We start from the raw sequence: 16,042 nt of genomic DNA, 5'->3' as shown, positions 1-16,042 counted from the left end.
AGTCCCGGCGCCCGCCCCTGCGGGCGGCGTCACCTTGAGGTTTTCTTAATCCAGATCGCGGACAGTACCGCCAGGGCCGCAGGGCGGCCCGAAATGCCGATGCCGGTCGTGCCGGGCCGACTCCCCGGACCTGGCCTGTGGGTCGGCATGCGATGCCGGGCCATCCGCGCGGCATCCGGTGCAGCTGCACGGGGCCTGTCTGTCGACCTTCCCCGGCGACCTCTGGGGAACCTCGACGATGAACCTGTTCCAGAATCTCTCCGTCGGTCGGCGGATCGGGCTGCTCGTTGCGCTTACGGCCACGGCGATCGTCATCCTCGCCGGACTGAACCTCTTCAGCGGCGTGCAGACGGACGAGTCGATCGCGACGATGGAACGCGCCAATGGCGCCGCAGAAGCCGCGTCGGCGCTGGAGATCGGCGCCCTGCAGATGCGACGCAGGGAGAAGGACTTCCTGCTGCGCAGGGAACTGAAATACCACCAGGCCTATGAGCGCGAGGCGGAAACCGTTGCCGCCATCCTGGACGACCTCCAGGCCACGGCCGTTTCGGCCCAGGTGCGGCGTGCGGCGGCCGGCCTTGCCTCGGAGATCCCGCAACACCGTGCCCAGTTCGGCAAGGTCGTCGACCTGCAGACCCGGCTGGGGCTGGACGAGACAGAGGGCCTTTCCGGCGGCCTGCGCAGCGCCGTCCATGCGGTCGAGGAACGCCTGCAGGCCGCCGACGCGCCACCGCTGACGGTCAAGATGCTGATGATGCGCCGGCATGAGAAGGACTTCATGCTGCGCGGCGACCCGACATATGTCGACCGCCTGGACACCCGCCGGCAGGAGTTCGACGCCCTGCTGGCCGAGAGCCCAATTCCGCCAACGGAGAAGCAGGAAATCTCCCGCCTGATGGACCGATACCAGCAGGACTTCCACGCCTGGGCCGATACCGTCGTCGAGATGACCGCCGAGACCTCCACCCTGAGCGACATCTTCGCGCGGATGCAGCCGGACTTCGAGGCGATCAGCGAGGCCGCTGCGGCCATTCGCAGCCAGGCGAGGAGCGACCTGGCCGAGGACCGCGCCGGCATCGAGATCCTGGTCCTGGCGCTGTCTGCCGCGATCCTGCTGCTGGCGCTGGCCGGCGGCCTGCTGATCGGCCGCTCGATCTCCCGCCCGGTGGTGGCGATGACCGGCGCGATGCGGCAACTGGCGGAAGGCGACAAGACGACGGAGATCCCGGCGCAGGACCGCCGCGACGAAGTCGGCGCGATGGCATCGGCGGTCCAGGTCTTCAAGGAAAACATGATCCGCAACGAGGAGATGGCCGCCGAACAGGCGCGCGAGCGCGCCGCCCGGGAGGCGCGGGCGCAACGGATCGAGAGCCTGACCGGAACCTTCGACCAGGCGGTTGCGGCGATGCTGGGCGCGCTCGGCTCGGCCGCCGAAGACATGCAGTCGACCGCCTCCTCCATGTCTTCGACGGCGGAGGAAACCAACCGTCAGGCCGGCGCCGTCGCGTCCGCCTCGGAAGAGGCCTCGGCCAACGTGCAGACCGTCGCCACCGCAGCGGAAGAGCTGGCGGCCTCGATCCGGGAGATCAGCCGCCAGGTGGCACAATCCGCGGCCATTGCCGCGCAGGCGAGCGAGGACGCCATCCGCACCAACGCACAGGTGGACGGGCTGGCCCAGGCGGCGCAGAAGATCGGCGAAGTCATCGGCCTGATCCAGGACATTGCCGAACAGACCAACCTTCTGGCCCTGAACGCCACCATCGAGGCGGCCCGTGCCGGCGAGGCCGGCAAGGGCTTCGCCGTGGTCGCATCGGAGGTCAAGAACCTCGCCACCCAGACCGCCAGGGCGACGGAGCAGATCGGCCGCCAGATCACCGGAATCCAGTCGGAAACCAACGAGGCGGTCGGCGCCATCCAGGGGATCGGCCGCACCATCGGCGAGATCAACGAGATCGCCACCACCATCGCCTCCGCCGTGGAGGAGCAGGGCGCGGCGACGCAGGAGATCTCCCGCAACGTGCAGGAGGCCGCCCGCGGCACCCAGGAGGTTTCCAGCAATATCGCCGGCGTCACCCGCGCCGCGGCCGACACCGGCAGCGCCGCCGAGCAGGTGAACACCTCGGCCGGCAATCTGGCCGGCCAGTCCGACCGGCTCCGCGATGCCGTCGAGGCATTCCTCAACGGCGTCCGGGCCGCCTGAGGCACAGACCCGGCAAAGGCACCCCACCACACCGGCCCTGTCAACAGCGGCCGGACCGGCAGGCCGGCCGCTGCGTTCCGACGTTTACCTTTCATAAACATGTTAGTCGCAATTACTGCGCAGTCGCCATGCTCGACCTATCGCCCTGACCCGCCCCGAATGAGGAACGTCATGAAACGGATCGACAACCTGCCCGTCGCCGCCAAGATCGCGCTCTGCGCCGGCTCCGTGCTCGTCCTGCTGATGCTGGTCGGCGCAATCGCGGTCATCGGGCTGGGCACCGTTCAGGGGAACTTCGGCAGCTACCGGGCGATCACCGAACGGACCACCGCCGCTTCGCAGCTGCAGAGCGCATTGCTGTCCGCCGGCATCGCGATCAAGGACTTCATGCTGACCAGCAGCACGGCGTCCCAGGAACGGGCCACCGCCGACATCCAGGCGGCACAGGACGCGGTCCGGATCGAGGGCGTCGACGACCCCGAGCTCGCCGCACGGGTGGCGGCCATCCGCGAGCAGCTCGGCGCCTACGACCAGGCCTTCCGCCAGGTCGTGCCGATGCAGGAGCGGCGCGACCGCCAGGTCGCCGATCTCGGCGCCCTGGGCGCCGAGGCGGACGCCACCGCCCTCGCCCTGCTGAAACGGCAGCGCCAGCTGACCAACGCGACGGCGACCTACAATGCCAGCATGGTGATGCGGAACCTGCTGCTCGCCGGCCTGAACATCCGCGAGTTCCTGGCCACCGACGCCACCGACGCTTCGGAGCGTGCGCAGGAGGCCTTCGCCGACACCGCCAAGGCGCTGAAGACGCTGGACCGCACTGTCAGCGATCCGGAGGGCCAGGCACTGGTCGACACGATGGGCGGCCTGCTGGAGCGCTACACCGCCCTGTTCTCGGAGGTCGTCGCCACCATCCAGCAGCGCAACCAGATCATCGCGGAGCAGGTGGAGACGATCGGCCCTGCCCTCGCCGCCCAGATGGAAGAGGCACGGCAGCGCAACAGCAGCCGCCTGGCCGAGGTCGGCGATGCGACGGTGGCCGAAGCCGACCGGATCCAGTGGCTGACGGTCGGCGCCATCGTGCTGGCCGTGATCCTCTCCGTTCTGCTCGCCTTCGGTATCGGCCGGAGCATCGCGCGCCCGATCCGTGCGATGACCGGGGCGATGAGCCGCCTCGCCGAGGGCGATACCGAGACCCAGATCCCGGCCCAGGACCGCGGTGACGAGATCGGCGAGATGGCGGAAGCGGTGCAGATCTTCAAGGACAACATGATCCGCAACGAGGAGATGGCCGCGACCCAGCGCCGCGAACAGGAGGAGCGCGAGCAGCGTACCCAGGCGATCGAGGCGCTGACCCGGGATTTCGACGGTGCAGTCGCCGATGTCCTGGCGCAGCTGGGCGCCGCGACCCAGGAGATGCAGGCCACCGCTGCCTCGATGTCAAACACGGCGGGAGAGACAAGCCGGCAGGCGAACATGGTGGCTGCCGCGTCGGAGCAGGCATCCGGCAATGTGCAGACGGTCGCCGCGGCGGCGGAGGAACTGTCCTCCTCCATCGAGGAGATCGCCCGCCAGGTGAACCAGTCCGCGACCATCGCCGGCCGCGCCAGCGAGGATGCCCGGCGCACCAACGCCCAGGTGGACGGCCTGGCGCAGGCGGCGCAGAAGATCGGCGAGGTGGTCAGCCTGATCCAGGACATCGCCGAGCAGACCAACCTGCTGGCGCTGAACGCCACCATCGAGGCGGCCCGCGCGGGCGAGGCCGGCAAGGGCTTCGCCGTCGTTGCGTCGGAGGTGAAGAACCTCGCCACCCAGACCGCCAGGGCGACGGAGCAGATCAGTCAGCAGATCGCCGGCATCCAGTCCGAGACCGGAGAGGCGGTTTCCGCGATCCAGGGGATTGGCCGCACGATCGGCGAGGTCAACGACATCGCAACCTCGATTGCCGCCGCGGTGGAGCAGCAGGGCGCCGCCACGCAGGAGATCTCCCGCAACGTCCAGGAGGCGGCCCACGGCACCCGCGAGGTCACGTCGAATATCGGCGGCGTCACCCAGGCTGCCGGCGAGGCAGGCGGCGCGGCGGAGACGGTGAAGGCTTCCGCAAGCGCCATGGCAGCCCAGTCGCAGCGCCTCAGCGAGGCGGTCGAGCAGTTCCTGATCGGGGTGCGCGCCGCCTGACAGTCGCGACCCGGCGGGCCCGCCATCGTCACCGGCGGGCCCGCCTGCGGTCCGGAGAACTCAGGTCAGAACGGGATTTCGTCGTCCAGGTCGGCCGGCCCCGAATCGAAATCCGATCCCATATCCCTGCCACGGCCGCCGCCGCCGGAACTGCCGCCGCCCGAACCGCCACCGCTCCGGCCACCGCCATAATCGCCGCCGCCGCCGCCAAAGTCACCGCCGCCGCCGCCACCTTCGCCGCGGCCGTCGAGCATCGTCAGTTCACCGCGATAGCGCTGCAGCACGATCTCGGTCGAATAGCGCTCGACCCCCTGCTGGTCGGTGTATTTGCGGGTCTGCAGCTGGCCCTCGATATAGATCTTCGAGCCCTTGCGCAGGTACTGCTTGGCCACCTTGACCAGGTTCTCGTTGAAGATCACGACCCGGTGCCATTCGGTCTTCTCCCGGCGTTCCCCGGTCTGGCGGTCGCGCCAGTTCTCCGACGTCGCCAGCGCGAGATTGCAGACCTCGTCGCCGGACTGCATCGAGCGGACTTCCGGGTCCCGTCCCAGATTGCCGATCAGGATTACCTTGTTGACGCTGCCTGCCATGTCTGCGGTCCCTTTCTGCCAAGCGGCGCGCACTATAGACGCCAGCCAGGGCCGGTTTGAAGGCTTCCGGCCAACCTCCGACGCACCCGCGAGACTGGTACAGACCAGGAACAAACGCAATCCCGGGTAATCCCTGCCGGGAGGCTGGCCCCGGTAGCCGCATCTGCTACCTTGCCGGCGACCCTGAATATCCGCCTCGACAAAGGACACAGCACGCCATGTCGCAGCCCCGCCCTTCCCGCTTCCAGCGCCCCGGTTTCGGAGGGCCGCGCCGCAGCGGGTCCGGCGGCGGCGGCCAGCCGATGCTGAACCTGCCGCCGGTGGTCACGGCGATCTTGGTGGTCACCGTGGCCGTGTACATCATCCAGATGCTGCTGCCGGTGAACCTGGAACAGGAAGTGCTGTTCCGCTTCGGCTTCATCCCGGCCCGATTCGGCGGCCCGCTGGACGATGTGCTGACCCTGGTCACGCCGGTCACCTACATGTTCCTGCACGGCGGATTGTTCCACCTGATCATCAACATGGTGTTCCTGGCCGCCTTCGGTTCCGGCGTCGAACGGGTGATGGGTGGCGGAAATCTCCTTTTGTTCTATATCGTGTCGGGTGTTGCCGGGGCCTTCGCCCAGTACATCCTGGATCCGACATCCTACGTGCCGATGGTCGGCGCCTCCGGCGCCATCAGCGGCCTGTTCGGTGCCATCATCCTGATGATGAACAGGGTCGGCGGCGGCAACCGGCAGCAGGTCCTGATCCTGGTCGTGGTCTGGATCGGCATTTCCGTGGTGTTCGGGATGACCGGCATGCCGGGAGTGGCCGAGCAGGTCGCCTGGGCCGCCCATGTGGGCGGTTTCCTGGCCGGCCTCGCCCTGTTCGCGATCCTGTTCCGGCGACGCCGATCCTGACCGGCGCCGCCCGCCTCTAGCAAAGCGGCGCGGGTCACGCGCCCGGCCTGTCGACGGGAAGCCGATGCAGAAGACGATCTCCGTGCGCGGCGCGCGCGAGCACAATCTGAAGAACGTGGATGTCGAGATCCCGCGCGACCGGCTGGTGGTGCTGACCGGCCTGTCGGGTTCCGGCAAATCGTCGCTCGCCTTCGACACGATCTATGCCGAGGGGCAGCGCCGCTACGTGGAGAGCCTGTCGGCCTATGCCCGCCAGTTCCTGGAGCTGATGCAGAAGCCCGATGTCGACCAGATCGACGGGCTGTCGCCGGCGATCTCCATCGAGCAGAAGACCACCTCGCGCAATCCCCGCTCCACCGTCGGCACGGTGACGGAGATCTACGACTATCTGCGCCTGCTCTTCGCCCGCATCGGCCGCCCCTACTCCCCTGCCACGGGCCTGCCGATCGAGAGCCAGACGGTGAGCCAGATGGTCGACCGGGTGATGGCGATGCCGGAAGGCACCCGCCTCTACCTGCTGGCGCCGATCGTGCGCGGCCGCAAGGGCGAGTACCGCAAGGAATTCGCCGAGCTGCAAAAGCGCGGCTTCCAGCGGGTGAAGGTCGACGGAGTACTGCACGAGATCGCCGATGTGCCGGCCCTGAACAAGAAGCTGAAGCACGACATCGAGGTGGTGGTCGACCGCCTCGTGGTCCGCGAGGGGCTGGAGACCCGGCTGGCCGATTCCATCGAGACGGCGCTGCAGCAGGCGGACGGCATCTGTATCGCGGAGAATGCCGACGACGACAGCCGCACCATCTTTTCCTCGAAGTTCGCCTGCCCGGTCTCCGGCTTCACCATCGACGAGATCGAGCCGCGGCTGTTCTCCTTCAACAATCCCTACGGCGCTTGCCCGACCTGCGACGGGCTGGGCACGATCCTGCATTTCGACCCGATGCTGGTGGTGCCGGACGAGGGGCTGACCCTGGCGGCCGGCGCGATCGCGCCCTGGGCGAAATCCTCCTCCCGCTACTATGCCCAGACCCTGGAAAGCCTGGCCGCACATCTGGGCGTCTCCGTCCGCACGCCGTGGAAGGACCTGCCCGAAGAGGCGCGCGAGGCGATCCTGAACGGCACGGGCAAGGAGGCTGTGAAGCTGACCTACGACGACGGCCTGCGCAGCTATACCGTCTCCAAGCCGTTCGAGGGGGTGATCCCGAACATGGAGCGGCGCTGGAAGGAGACCGACAGTGCCTGGATCCGCGAAGAGCTGGACCGCTTCCAGTCGCCGAAGGCCTGCGCCGCCTGCGGCGGCTTCCGCCTGAAGCCCGAGGCGCTGGCGGTGAAGATCGCCGGCCGCCATATCGGCGAGCTGGGCGAGCTGTCGATCCGCGGGGCGCGGGACTGGTTCCTCGACCTCGACCCGCAGCTGACCGAAAAGGAGCGCGAGATCGCCGCGCGCATCCTGCGGGAGATCAACGAACGGCTGGGCTTCCTGGTCAATGTCGGCCTGGAATACCTGACCCTGGGGCGCGGCTCCGGCACCCTGTCAGGCGGCGAGAGCCAGCGCATCCGGCTCGCCTCTCAGATCGGCTCCGGCCTGACCGGCGTGCTCTACGTCCTCGACGAACCCTCCATCGGCCTGCACCAGCGCGACAATGCCCGCCTGCTGGAGACCCTGGTGCGGCTGCGCGACCTGGGCAATACGGTGCTGGTGGTGGAGCATGACGAGGATGCGATCCGCGCCGCCGACCATGTCATCGACATGGGCCCGGCCGCCGGCGAGCATGGCGGCCAGGTGGTCGCCGCCGGCACGCCGGAGGAGGTGATGGCCAACCCGGCCAGCCTGACCGGCAAGTATCTCACCGGCATGGAGCAGGTGCCGATCCCCGAGGCCCGGCGCACCGCCAGCCGCCGTGCCCTGACGGTCACGGGTGCGCGGGAGAACAACCTGCAGAATGTCGACGCCTCGATCCCGGTCGGGCTGTTCACCTGCGTCACCGGCGTCTCCGGCGGCGGCAAGTCCACCCTGGTGATCGAGACTTTGTACAAGGCCGTCGCGCGGCGCCTGAACGGCGCGCGGGAGGTGCCCGGCGACCATGACGAGGTGCGCGGGCTGGAGCATTTCGACAAAGTCATTGACATCGACCAGTCACCGATCGGCCGCACGCCGCGGTCGAACCCCGCCACCTATACCGGCGCCTTCACGCCGATCCGCGACTGGTTCGCCGGCCTGCCGGAGGCAAAGGCGCGCGGCTATGCCGCCGGCCGGTTCAGCTTCAACGTGAAGGGCGGCCGCTGCGAGGCCTGCCAGGGCGACGGGCTGATCAAGATCGAGATGCACTTCCTGCCCGACGTCTATGTCCAGTGCGATGTCTGCCACGGCAAGCGCTACAACCGCGAAACCCTGGAGATCCGGTATCGCGACCAGTCGATCGCCGACGTGCTGGAGATGACGGTCGACGACGCCGCGGTCTTCTTCAAGGCGGTGCCGTCGATCCGCGACAAGCTGGTCACCCTGCAGGAAGTGGGTCTGGGCTATATCCGGGTCGGCCAGGCGGCCACCACCCTGTCCGGCGGCGAGGCGCAGCGCATCAAGCTGGCGAAGGAACTGTCGAAGCGGGCGACGGGGCGCACCCTCTACATCCTCGACGAACCGACCACCGGCCTGCATTTCGCCGATGTGGCGAAGCTGCTGGACGTGCTGCACCGGCTGGTCGACAGCGGCAACACGATCGTGGTGATCGAGCATAACCTGGAGGTCATCAAGACCGCCGACTGGATCATCGACCTGGGCCCCGAAGGTGGCGACCAGGGCGGCCGCATCGTCGCCGCCGGCACGCCGGAGGAGGTGGCCGAGGTGTCGGAGAGCCATACCGGCCACTACCTGCGCGACTATCTGAGCCGCCGCCCGGCCAGCCGGCCGGCGGGGAAGCCGGCGAAGCCGTCAGCAAAGCGCGGCGGCAAGCGCGAAGCGGCGGCGCGCACGCCGCGCGGCGCAACGAAGTCGGCCCCCGCGGCGAAGAAGCCCGCGGCCCGCCGGAGCAGCCGCAAGCGAGCCTGAATGGGGTGGGCCGGCCGCCCGTCAGTCCTCGAAGCCCAGGAACGTCGCCGCCTCTTCCACGCTCCGACGCGTCGACACGACCCGGTTGGCGGGAAAGCACTCGTCCGGCCAGCCCAGCGCGACGCAGATCATGATCACCTGGTCGTCCGGGATCCGGGCATGCTCGCGCACCACGGGCGACTGCATGATGCCCTGGGAGTTGATCACGCAGCCGAGCCCGCGCGACCAGGCCGCATTCACCAGGGCGTTCACCACGGAGCCGCAGTCGAACGGCCCGATATCGCCGCCATGGATCACACGGTCATAGGTCACCACGATGGACACCGGCGCGTCGAACTGGCGGAAGCCGCGCATCACCCAGTCCTGGCGGGCATCCGTGTCGTGCCGCGCGATGCCCATCTCCGCGAAGAGCTGCTTGGCGACCTCGATCTGGCGGTCGCGGTGCGGCCCCTGATAGGCGCCGTGGCTGCGGATCTCGCGGGATTCGGGGATGCCGGCCTGCATCCGCTCGACATTCCCGGTGCGGATCCTGTCCAGGACCGCGCCGCCGACGACGAAGAAGTTCCAGGGCTGCGTGTTGTAGGAGGTCGGCGCCCGCATCGCCAGGCGCAGCACGTCTTCGATCAGGGCCCTGGGCACCGGCTTTTTCAGAAAGCCGCGAATGCTGCGGCGCCCCATGACGACGTCGTCGTAGTTCATTGCTGTTCCAGGATCGTGACAGGCGGAAATGGCGCCGGCAGACGGCCGGCGCGGACCAACCTAGCGGCAAGGGATGGCAAGGTCGATCCGGACGGCGCGGGCCACGCATTCCCCAGGCGGCATTCCATTGACCGCAGCCGCCCCGGCGCCTATCTGAGCGCGCATGTCCCACGATCCAATCCATGTCATCGGCGGCGGCCTGGCCGGCTCGGAAGCCGCCTGGGCGATCGCACGCGCCGGCATGCCGGTCGTGCTGCACGAAATGCGCCCGGTGCGGGCGACCGAGGCGCACAGCACCGACGGGCTGGCGGAACTGGTCTGCTCCAATTCCTTCCGCTCCGACGATGCGCAGAACAACGCCGTGGGCCTTCTGCACGAGGAGATGCGCCGTGCCGGCTCGCTGATCATCGCCGCCGGCGATACCCACAAGGTGCCTGCCGGCTCCGCCCTGGCGGTCGACCGCGACCGCTTTTCCGCCCATGTCACGCAGGCGCTGGAGGCGGAGCCGCTGGTGGAGATCCGCCGGGCGGAGATCGCCGGCCTGCCGCCGGCGGAGTGGGACAATGTGATCGTGGCCACCGGCCCGCTGACCAGCCCCGCCCTGGCCGGGGCGATCCGCGAGCTGACCGGCGAGGCCGCCCTCGCCTTCTTCGATGCCATCGCGCCGATCGTCTATCGCGACAGCGTCGATTTCGACATCGCCTGGTTCCAGTCGCGCTACGACAAGCCCGGCCCCGGCGGGACCGGCGCCGACTACATCAACTGCCCGATGGACAAGGCGCAGTACGAGGCCTTCATCGACGCGCTGCTGACGGGCGAGCAGACCAGCTTCAAGGAATGGGAGGCCGACACCCCCTATTTCGACGGCTGCCTGCCGATCGAGGTAATGGCTTCCCGCGGGCGCGAGACCCTGCGGCACGGCCCGATGAAGCCGGTCGGCCTGACCGACCCGCGCACCGGCCGCTGGCCCTATGCGGTGGTGCAGCTGCGCCAGGACAATGCACTGGGCACGCTCTACAACCTCGTCGGCTTCCAGACCAAGCTGAAGCATGGCGCGCAGGTGGAGGTGTTCCGCACGATCCCCGGCCTCGGCGATGCGCGTTTCGCACGCCTGGGCGGGCTGCACCGCAACACCTTCCTGAACAGCCCGCGCGTGCTGGACGGCAGTCTGCGCCTGAAGGCGATGCCGCGGCTGCGCTTCGCCGGCCAGATCACCGGTGTCGAAGGCTATGTGGAAAGTGCCGCGATGGGGCTGCTGGCGGGCCGCTTCGCGGCCGCGGAGCGGCTTGGTGCGGCTCTGCCGCCACCGCCGGCGACCACGGCGCTGGGGGCGCTGTTGGAACATATCACCGGCGGTGCGGCCGCGGACAGCTTCCAGCCGATGAACGTCAACTTCGGATTGTTCCCGCCGCTGGAGGAGAAGGTGAACAAAAAGATGCGCCGACCGGCCATGTCCGCTCGCGCACTGGACCACCTTGCCGGCTGGCTTTCTTCAGCAGGCCCTGCGGGCGTCCCGGACGGTGCCGCGCCAGGGCGCAGCGCCGCCGAGTGACGCCCGCCGGGTGACCCCGCGGCCGTCACCGGCATGGCGTATCAGGAGGCCTTGCCGCCCTTGCGGCCGGCTTCCTTCGCCTTCTCGCTGCCAGGGGCGAAGGAGCCCGAGGATTTCTTGCCGCCCTTGCGGCCGAGTTCCCGGGTCTCCGGATCATTGGCCTTGAAGCGACCGTTGGATGACCGCGCCATTGTGGTTCTCCTCACGCAACTGCACCGGATTGCGAATAGTTGCCCGATACTTCCGAAGGCCGGCCGCATTACTGCGTCGGCAGCGGGTTAACATGAGAATGGCGCAGCGGGTTCCGCTGGGGTTGCGAAAAGGGCAGCGGTCTGCCGGTTTGCGGTAATCAGGGCCGTCGCAGGAGGCCGGAGCGCAGCAGGCGCAGCTGACGCCGCAGCGGCGAGGCATGGGCGCGAGGCCGTTCCGGGTCGAAGCGCGCGGCACGCAGCCGGGCGAGGTCCTGGGCGGCGAGCGCGGCCGGCAGCATCGCCGGCAGGGCGCGGCGCCGCAGGCCCGGCGGCAGCGCCGCCAGGGCCGTCCGCGACGCATCGAGCTGCGCCGCGGCCCGTTCCGCGACCGCGGCGATGACGGTGTAGAGCCCCGGCGGGTTGGCGCGATGCACGACATTGTCGGCAACCACCCCATTGGCCCGAAGCTCGGCGACCGGCAGGTAGACCCGTCCGCGCTCCGCATGCCAGGGCAGCGCCTTGATCAACCCGGCGAGGCCGTAGGCATTGCCGGCCGCTGCTGCGGCCGGCGCCGCCTCCGCCGCATCCAGGCATTGTGCCGCGAGAGCGGACAGCTGCCCCGCGGTATCCGCGACATAGCGCTCAAGCGCGGCCATGTCGGCCGGCGCCTCCGCCGCCACGTCACGCTCGCGCGCTTCCAGCATCGCCTCGAATGCCGATGCCGGCAGTCCGCCGAGGCGGACCGCGCGGTGCAGCGCGCGAGCGATCGGCTGGGCACGGGGCGTGTCGGCATAGATCCCCTCGACGGTCTCCCGCCACCATTGCAGGCGCATCTGGCCGATGATCCCCTCGCTCACCGTGTCGGGGATCCGGGCAACCTCCAGGTTCCAGGCATAGAGCGCCATCAGCGCATCCCGTCGCGCGCCCTCCGGCGCGAACAAAGCCGTCAGCCAGCGATCCCGGTCGCCGCGGTGCAGGAGTTCGGCGCAATGCGCCGCATCGGCGCTATCGGCCGGCGGGGTGGCGGCTGTCATCGGGCTCGGCGCGGCGGCGAATGGACATGGCGCTGCAGACATGCCCCCGGACAGCGCCGCGATCAAGCGATGCGGCGCGATGACGGGCTGGCGGTGCCCCTCCCCGGCGGTAACAGGGGCGGAATCGGTTGAGACTGGCAGCGGCACGCCTTATATCGGCGAACAGGGCGCTCGGAGGGGGATCTCGCCCGTATGGCGGCACAGCGATCGACCGGCAGCGGCAGACCCGCCCGCTGCCGCATCGCCCGTGCCGCGACCAGGTCCCGACAGCATTACTCAACCTGATAAGGGGTCTTAGGACATGGCATTCGAACTTCCCGATCTGCCGTACGCGAAGGACGCGCTGGCGCCACACATCTCGGCGGAGACGCTCGAGTTCCACCACGGCAAGCATCACAACACCTACGTCACGACCCTGAACAACCTCGTCAAGGACACGCCGCTGGCGGACAAGAGCCTTGAGGAGATCATCAAGGCCGTGGCCGGGGATTCCTCCAAGACCGCGATCTTCAACAATGCGGCGCAGGTCTGGAACCACACCTTCTACTGGCACAGCATGAAGCCCGGCGGCGGCGGCAAGCCGAGCGGCGCGGTTGCGGCGAAGATCGATTCCGACCTGGGCGGCTACGACAAGTTCGTCGAGGACTTCAAGACCGCCGGCGCGACCCAGTTCGGCAGCGGCTGGGCCTGGCTGGTGCTGGACGGCGGCAAGCTGAAGATCACCAAGACGCCGAATGCCGAGAACCCGATGACCGGCGGCGCGACCCCGCTCCTGACCATGGATGTCTGGGAGCATGCCTACTACATCGATTTCCGGAACGCCCGTCCGAAGTACATGGAAACGTTCCTGGAGCATCTGGTGAACTGGGACTTCGTCAACGAGAACCTGGCGAAGGCCTCCTGAGCCGGTCGCCGCCACCGCGCGGCGGACCGCCAGGACCGAGAGGAAGGGCGCCCCTGCGGGCGCCCTTTTTTCGTGTCGGCCGGCAACATGCCGAGGTGCCTGTGGACGACTATCTGATCCGGCTTGCCCGCCCCGAGGAGGCGGTGCTGATGCCCGACCTGGAAATCGAGGCGGCCCGCCGGTTCGCGCAGATCGGGCGGCCCGAGATCGCCGACCTGCCGGCGCAGCCCGTCGCCTTCTACCGCGACTGCGCCGCAGCCGGCTCCCTCTGGGTGCCTGCGATGGCCCAGTCGCCCGATGGACCGCCCCTGGGCCTCGCCGCAGCGGCGCGACGGGACGGCATGGCCTGGCTCGCCGAACTGGACGTGGTGCCGGCGCATGGGCAGCGCGGCCTGGGCCGCCGCCTTGTGGAGGCGGTGATCGCCTGGGCGGCCGGAGAGGGCCTGCCGGCGGTGGTCCTGACCACCTTCCGCGACATCCCCTTCAACGCGCCCTTCTACAGCCGTATCGGCTTCCGGCCGTTTGTCCCCGGTCCCGGCCATCCCTTCCTGGCGGAGGTGCGCCGTACCGAACAGGCAAGCGGGCTGGACCGGATGAGCCCGCGGGTCGCCATGCGGCTGGACCTGACGCCAAAACGATTTCGGTCATCCCCGCCTTGATCGGGGATCCATTCCGCAAGCATCGCGGCATCTGAACGGCCGGTGGAACGGGTTTCGGGTCAAGCCCGAAAACGACGAACTACCGCCAGTTCCGGGAAGGCTTCAATCCGCGTCCGAATGCGGCCGCGACCGGTCGGCGGCGGTCAGGGCCATCGGCGCCACGTGCTGGGCAGACGTGTCCCAGGGGAACAGGATCCAGCAGTCCTGCGGCACCTCGGTGATGAACTCGTCGACCACGTCGCGGCCGGCCGGCTTCACGTAGACCGTCACCACATGGGCATCGGGCAGGATTTCCCGCACCGTGCGGATCGTGGCGCCGGTATCGGACAGGTCGTCGACGACCAGCACGCCTTCGCCCCTGCCGTCGACGGACTTCAGGACCTTCATGTCGCCCTGCTCGCGGTCCTGGTAGCTGGCGATGCACAGGGTGTCGACCAGGCGGATCTCCAGCTCGCGGGCCAGGATCGCGGCCGGCACCATGCCGCCGCGGGTGATGGCGACGATGCTCCGGTACTTCCGCCGCCCCTGGATCAGGCGGCCCGCCAGCTGGCGGGTATCGTCATGCAGCCGGTCCCAGGTCACCGCCCAGGTGGCACGGATCGGTTGTTCCAAATCGTCCCTCCGTCCCTCGGTCCGTCCGTCCCTCGGTCCGTCCGTCGATGGCCCGCGCCGGTCAGACCGGGCCGTTCAGACCGCGATCAGGGCCGCGGCGACGCGGCGGCTTTCCCCCAGCAGTACATTGTATGTCCGTGCCGCCGCGCCTGTGTCCAGGCCCTCGACGACCACGCCATGGGCCTTCATCGCGGCACGGATCGTGTCGGGCACCCTGCGGATCTGCGGCCCCAGGCCAAGCAGCAACAGCTCCACCGCCGGCTCCGCCTCCTGCACCGGGGCCAGCGCCGCGGCGCTGACCTCTTCCGGCGCGGCAACCGGCCATGCCAGGGTGCGGGCGGGAAACACGATCACCGAGCCTTCGTAGCGGGTGCCGGCGATGCGGAAGCCGCCTTCGCCATAGGCGTTGATGACCTGTCGCCCTTCCGGGATGCGTGGTGTGAGGTCCATCGCCTGCTCCTTTCAGAGCTTGCTCTTCGGGGCCGGGTGCCGCCTCTCGCCTCCCCGCCCGGCCCCGATCAGGGGCGGGCCTGCACCTCGGCATCGGCTTCCTTCTGCACGCCGCGCCGCAGTTGCTCATCGCCGAGCATGTAGACCAGCGGCGATGCGACGAAGATCGACGACAGGGTGCCGATCACGATGCCGAACATCATCGCGTCGGCAAAGCCGGAGACCGATTCGCCGCCCAGGACCGCCAGCGGCGCGATCGCGATGAAGGTCGTCAGCGAGGTGGCGATGGTGCGGGTCAGGGTATCGTTGATGCTCTTGTTCAGCAGTTCGTCGAGCGGCATCGTCTTGTACTTGCGCAGGTTCTCCCGCACCCGGTCGAACACCACCACCTTGTCGTTGATCGAATAGCCGATGATCGTCAGCAGGGCCGCGACCGAGCTGAGGTTGAACGGCAATGTGGTGACCGCGAAGAAGCCGACGCCGATCAGCGCATCCAGGACCAGGGTGCCGACGGCGGCGACGGCGAACTGCCATTCGAAGCGGAACCAGATGTAGACCAGCATCGCCACGAAGGCGAAGGCAAGGGCCGTCAGCCCGTCCACGAACAGTTCGTCGGAGACCTCCGCGCCGACGGATTCGACGCGGCGGATGTCGGAGCCGGGGAACTCCGCCTCCAGCATCGTGCGGATGGCCTCCACCGCGGCCTGCTGGCCGCCGGGCTTGCCGTCCTGCGACTCGACCCGGATCAGCACCTCGCTGGGGGAGCCGAACTGCTGCAGCGCGACATCGCCCAGGCCCAGTCCGGTCAGTTCGGAGCGCATCGCCGGGAAGTCGGCGGGCCCGTCGGTCCGCACCTCCACCACGATGCCGCCGCGGAAGTCGATGCCATAGTTCAGGCCGGGAACGAAGAACAGGATGACCGAGGTCAGGGCCATCAGGCCGGCCAGGATCGGGCCGACCCTGCGCAGGGCCATGAAGGGGATGTTGGTGTCGTCGGGGATCAGCCGCACGAGTGCCATGACCGCTCTCCT

14 protein-coding genes are annotated in these 16,042 nt (G+C 68.9%); 7 read left to right on the top strand and 7 right to left on the bottom strand.

Annotated features, from left to right (window positions below):
• Positions 1 to 238: 238 nt before the first annotated feature.
• Both ACFOGJ_RS05585 and ACFOGJ_RS05580 read left to right on the top strand, forming a co-directional pair.
• Positions 239 to 2,200 carry a methyl-accepting chemotaxis protein gene (locus tag ACFOGJ_RS05585; RefSeq protein WP_379898796.1) on the top strand — a complete coding sequence of 654 codons (1,962 nt, stop codon included), beginning with the start codon at positions 239 to 241 and terminating at the stop codon, positions 2,198 to 2,200.
• Between the two features lie 171 nt (positions 2,201 to 2,371).
• Positions 2,372 to 4,375, top strand: coding sequence for a methyl-accepting chemotaxis protein (locus ACFOGJ_RS05580; protein WP_379898793.1), 2,004 nt, complete (start codon positions 2,372 to 2,374; stop codon positions 4,373 to 4,375).
• 65 nt (positions 4,376 to 4,440) lie between these two features.
• On the opposite strand, the gene ssb is transcribed toward ACFOGJ_RS05580, so the two are convergent.
• Positions 4,441 to 4,965 (bottom strand): single-stranded DNA-binding protein, encoded by a 525-nt coding sequence (gene ssb, locus ACFOGJ_RS05575; protein ID WP_379898791.1) that lies wholly within the window; start codon positions 4,963 to 4,965, stop codon positions 4,441 to 4,443.
• Between the two features lie 218 nt (positions 4,966 to 5,183).
• Between ssb and ACFOGJ_RS05570 the strand changes: the two genes are divergently transcribed.
• Positions 5,184 to 5,867, top strand: coding sequence for a rhomboid family intramembrane serine protease (locus ACFOGJ_RS05570; RefSeq protein WP_379898789.1), 684 nt, complete (start codon positions 5,184 to 5,186; stop codon positions 5,865 to 5,867).
• A gap of 64 nt (positions 5,868 to 5,931) precedes the next feature.
• Complete coding sequence (gene uvrA / locus ACFOGJ_RS05565; RefSeq protein WP_379898787.1) at positions 5,932 to 8,910, top strand: excinuclease ABC subunit UvrA; 2,979 nt, start codon at positions 5,932 to 5,934, stop codon at positions 8,908 to 8,910.
• 21 nt (positions 8,911 to 8,931) lie between these two features.
• Here uvrA and ACFOGJ_RS05560 read toward each other — a convergent pair whose 3' ends face one another.
• Positions 8,932 to 9,609 (bottom strand): nitroreductase, encoded by a 678-nt coding sequence (locus ACFOGJ_RS05560; RefSeq protein WP_379898785.1) that lies wholly within the window; start codon positions 9,607 to 9,609, stop codon positions 8,932 to 8,934.
• 163 nt (positions 9,610 to 9,772) lie between these two features.
• Between ACFOGJ_RS05560 and trmFO the strand changes: the two genes are divergently transcribed.
• Positions 9,773 to 11,161: a methylenetetrahydrofolate--tRNA-(uracil(54)-C(5))-methyltransferase (FADH(2)-oxidizing) TrmFO gene (gene trmFO / locus ACFOGJ_RS05555; protein WP_379898782.1), complete on the top strand. Its 1,389-nt coding sequence runs from the start codon at positions 9,773 to 9,775 to the stop codon at positions 11,159 to 11,161.
• A 41-nt stretch (positions 11,162 to 11,202) separates the two neighbouring features.
• On the opposite strand, the gene ACFOGJ_RS05550 is transcribed toward trmFO, so the two are convergent.
• A complete protein-coding gene (locus ACFOGJ_RS05550; protein ID WP_379898779.1) occupies positions 11,203 to 11,352 on the bottom strand; it encodes a con-10 family general stress protein in 150 nt (49 codons plus the stop codon).
• 158 nt (positions 11,353 to 11,510) lie between these two features.
• A complete protein-coding gene (locus ACFOGJ_RS05545; protein ID WP_379898777.1) occupies positions 11,511 to 12,386 on the bottom strand; it encodes a phytoene/squalene synthase family protein in 876 nt (291 codons plus the stop codon).
• A gap of 301 nt (positions 12,387 to 12,687) precedes the next feature.
• Here ACFOGJ_RS05545 and ACFOGJ_RS05540 point away from each other — a divergent pair, with 301 nt between their 5' ends.
• Positions 12,688 to 13,290 (top strand): superoxide dismutase, encoded by a 603-nt coding sequence (locus tag ACFOGJ_RS05540; RefSeq protein WP_379898775.1) that lies wholly within the window; start codon positions 12,688 to 12,690, stop codon positions 13,288 to 13,290.
• A gap of 101 nt (positions 13,291 to 13,391) precedes the next feature.
• Positions 13,392 to 13,949, top strand: a complete 558-nt coding sequence (locus ACFOGJ_RS05535) for a GNAT family N-acetyltransferase (RefSeq protein WP_379898774.1) — start codon at positions 13,392 to 13,394, stop codon at positions 13,947 to 13,949.
• A gap of 102 nt (positions 13,950 to 14,051) precedes the next feature.
• Here the strand turns inward: ACFOGJ_RS05535 and gpt are convergent, their stop codons facing one another.
• The 3 genes from gpt to secF all read right to left on the bottom strand — a co-directional run bounded on the left by gpt (position 14,052) and on the right by secF (position 16,030).
• Complete coding sequence (gpt, locus tag ACFOGJ_RS05530; RefSeq protein WP_379898772.1) at positions 14,052 to 14,561, bottom strand: xanthine phosphoribosyltransferase; 510 nt, start codon at positions 14,559 to 14,561, stop codon at positions 14,052 to 14,054.
• Between the two features lie 75 nt (positions 14,562 to 14,636).
• Positions 14,637 to 15,011 carry an Mth938-like domain-containing protein gene (locus ACFOGJ_RS05525; protein WP_379898770.1) on the bottom strand — a complete coding sequence of 125 codons (375 nt, stop codon included), beginning with the start codon at positions 15,009 to 15,011 and terminating at the stop codon, positions 14,637 to 14,639.
• A gap of 68 nt (positions 15,012 to 15,079) precedes the next feature.
• Positions 15,080 to 16,030, bottom strand: a complete 951-nt coding sequence (secF, locus tag ACFOGJ_RS05520; RefSeq protein ID WP_379898769.1) for a protein translocase subunit SecF — start codon at positions 16,028 to 16,030, stop codon at positions 15,080 to 15,082.
• Positions 16,031 to 16,042 lie beyond the last annotated feature (12 nt).

The sequence above is a fragment of the Marinibaculum pumilum genome, from assembly GCF_042646425.1.
Classification (GTDB): Bacteria; Pseudomonadota; Alphaproteobacteria; order Ferrovibrionales; family Ferrovibrionaceae; genus Marinibaculum; species Marinibaculum pumilum.
Note: the sequence above shows the minus strand (reverse complement) of the source record. Positions and strands in the feature narration are given on the sequence as shown.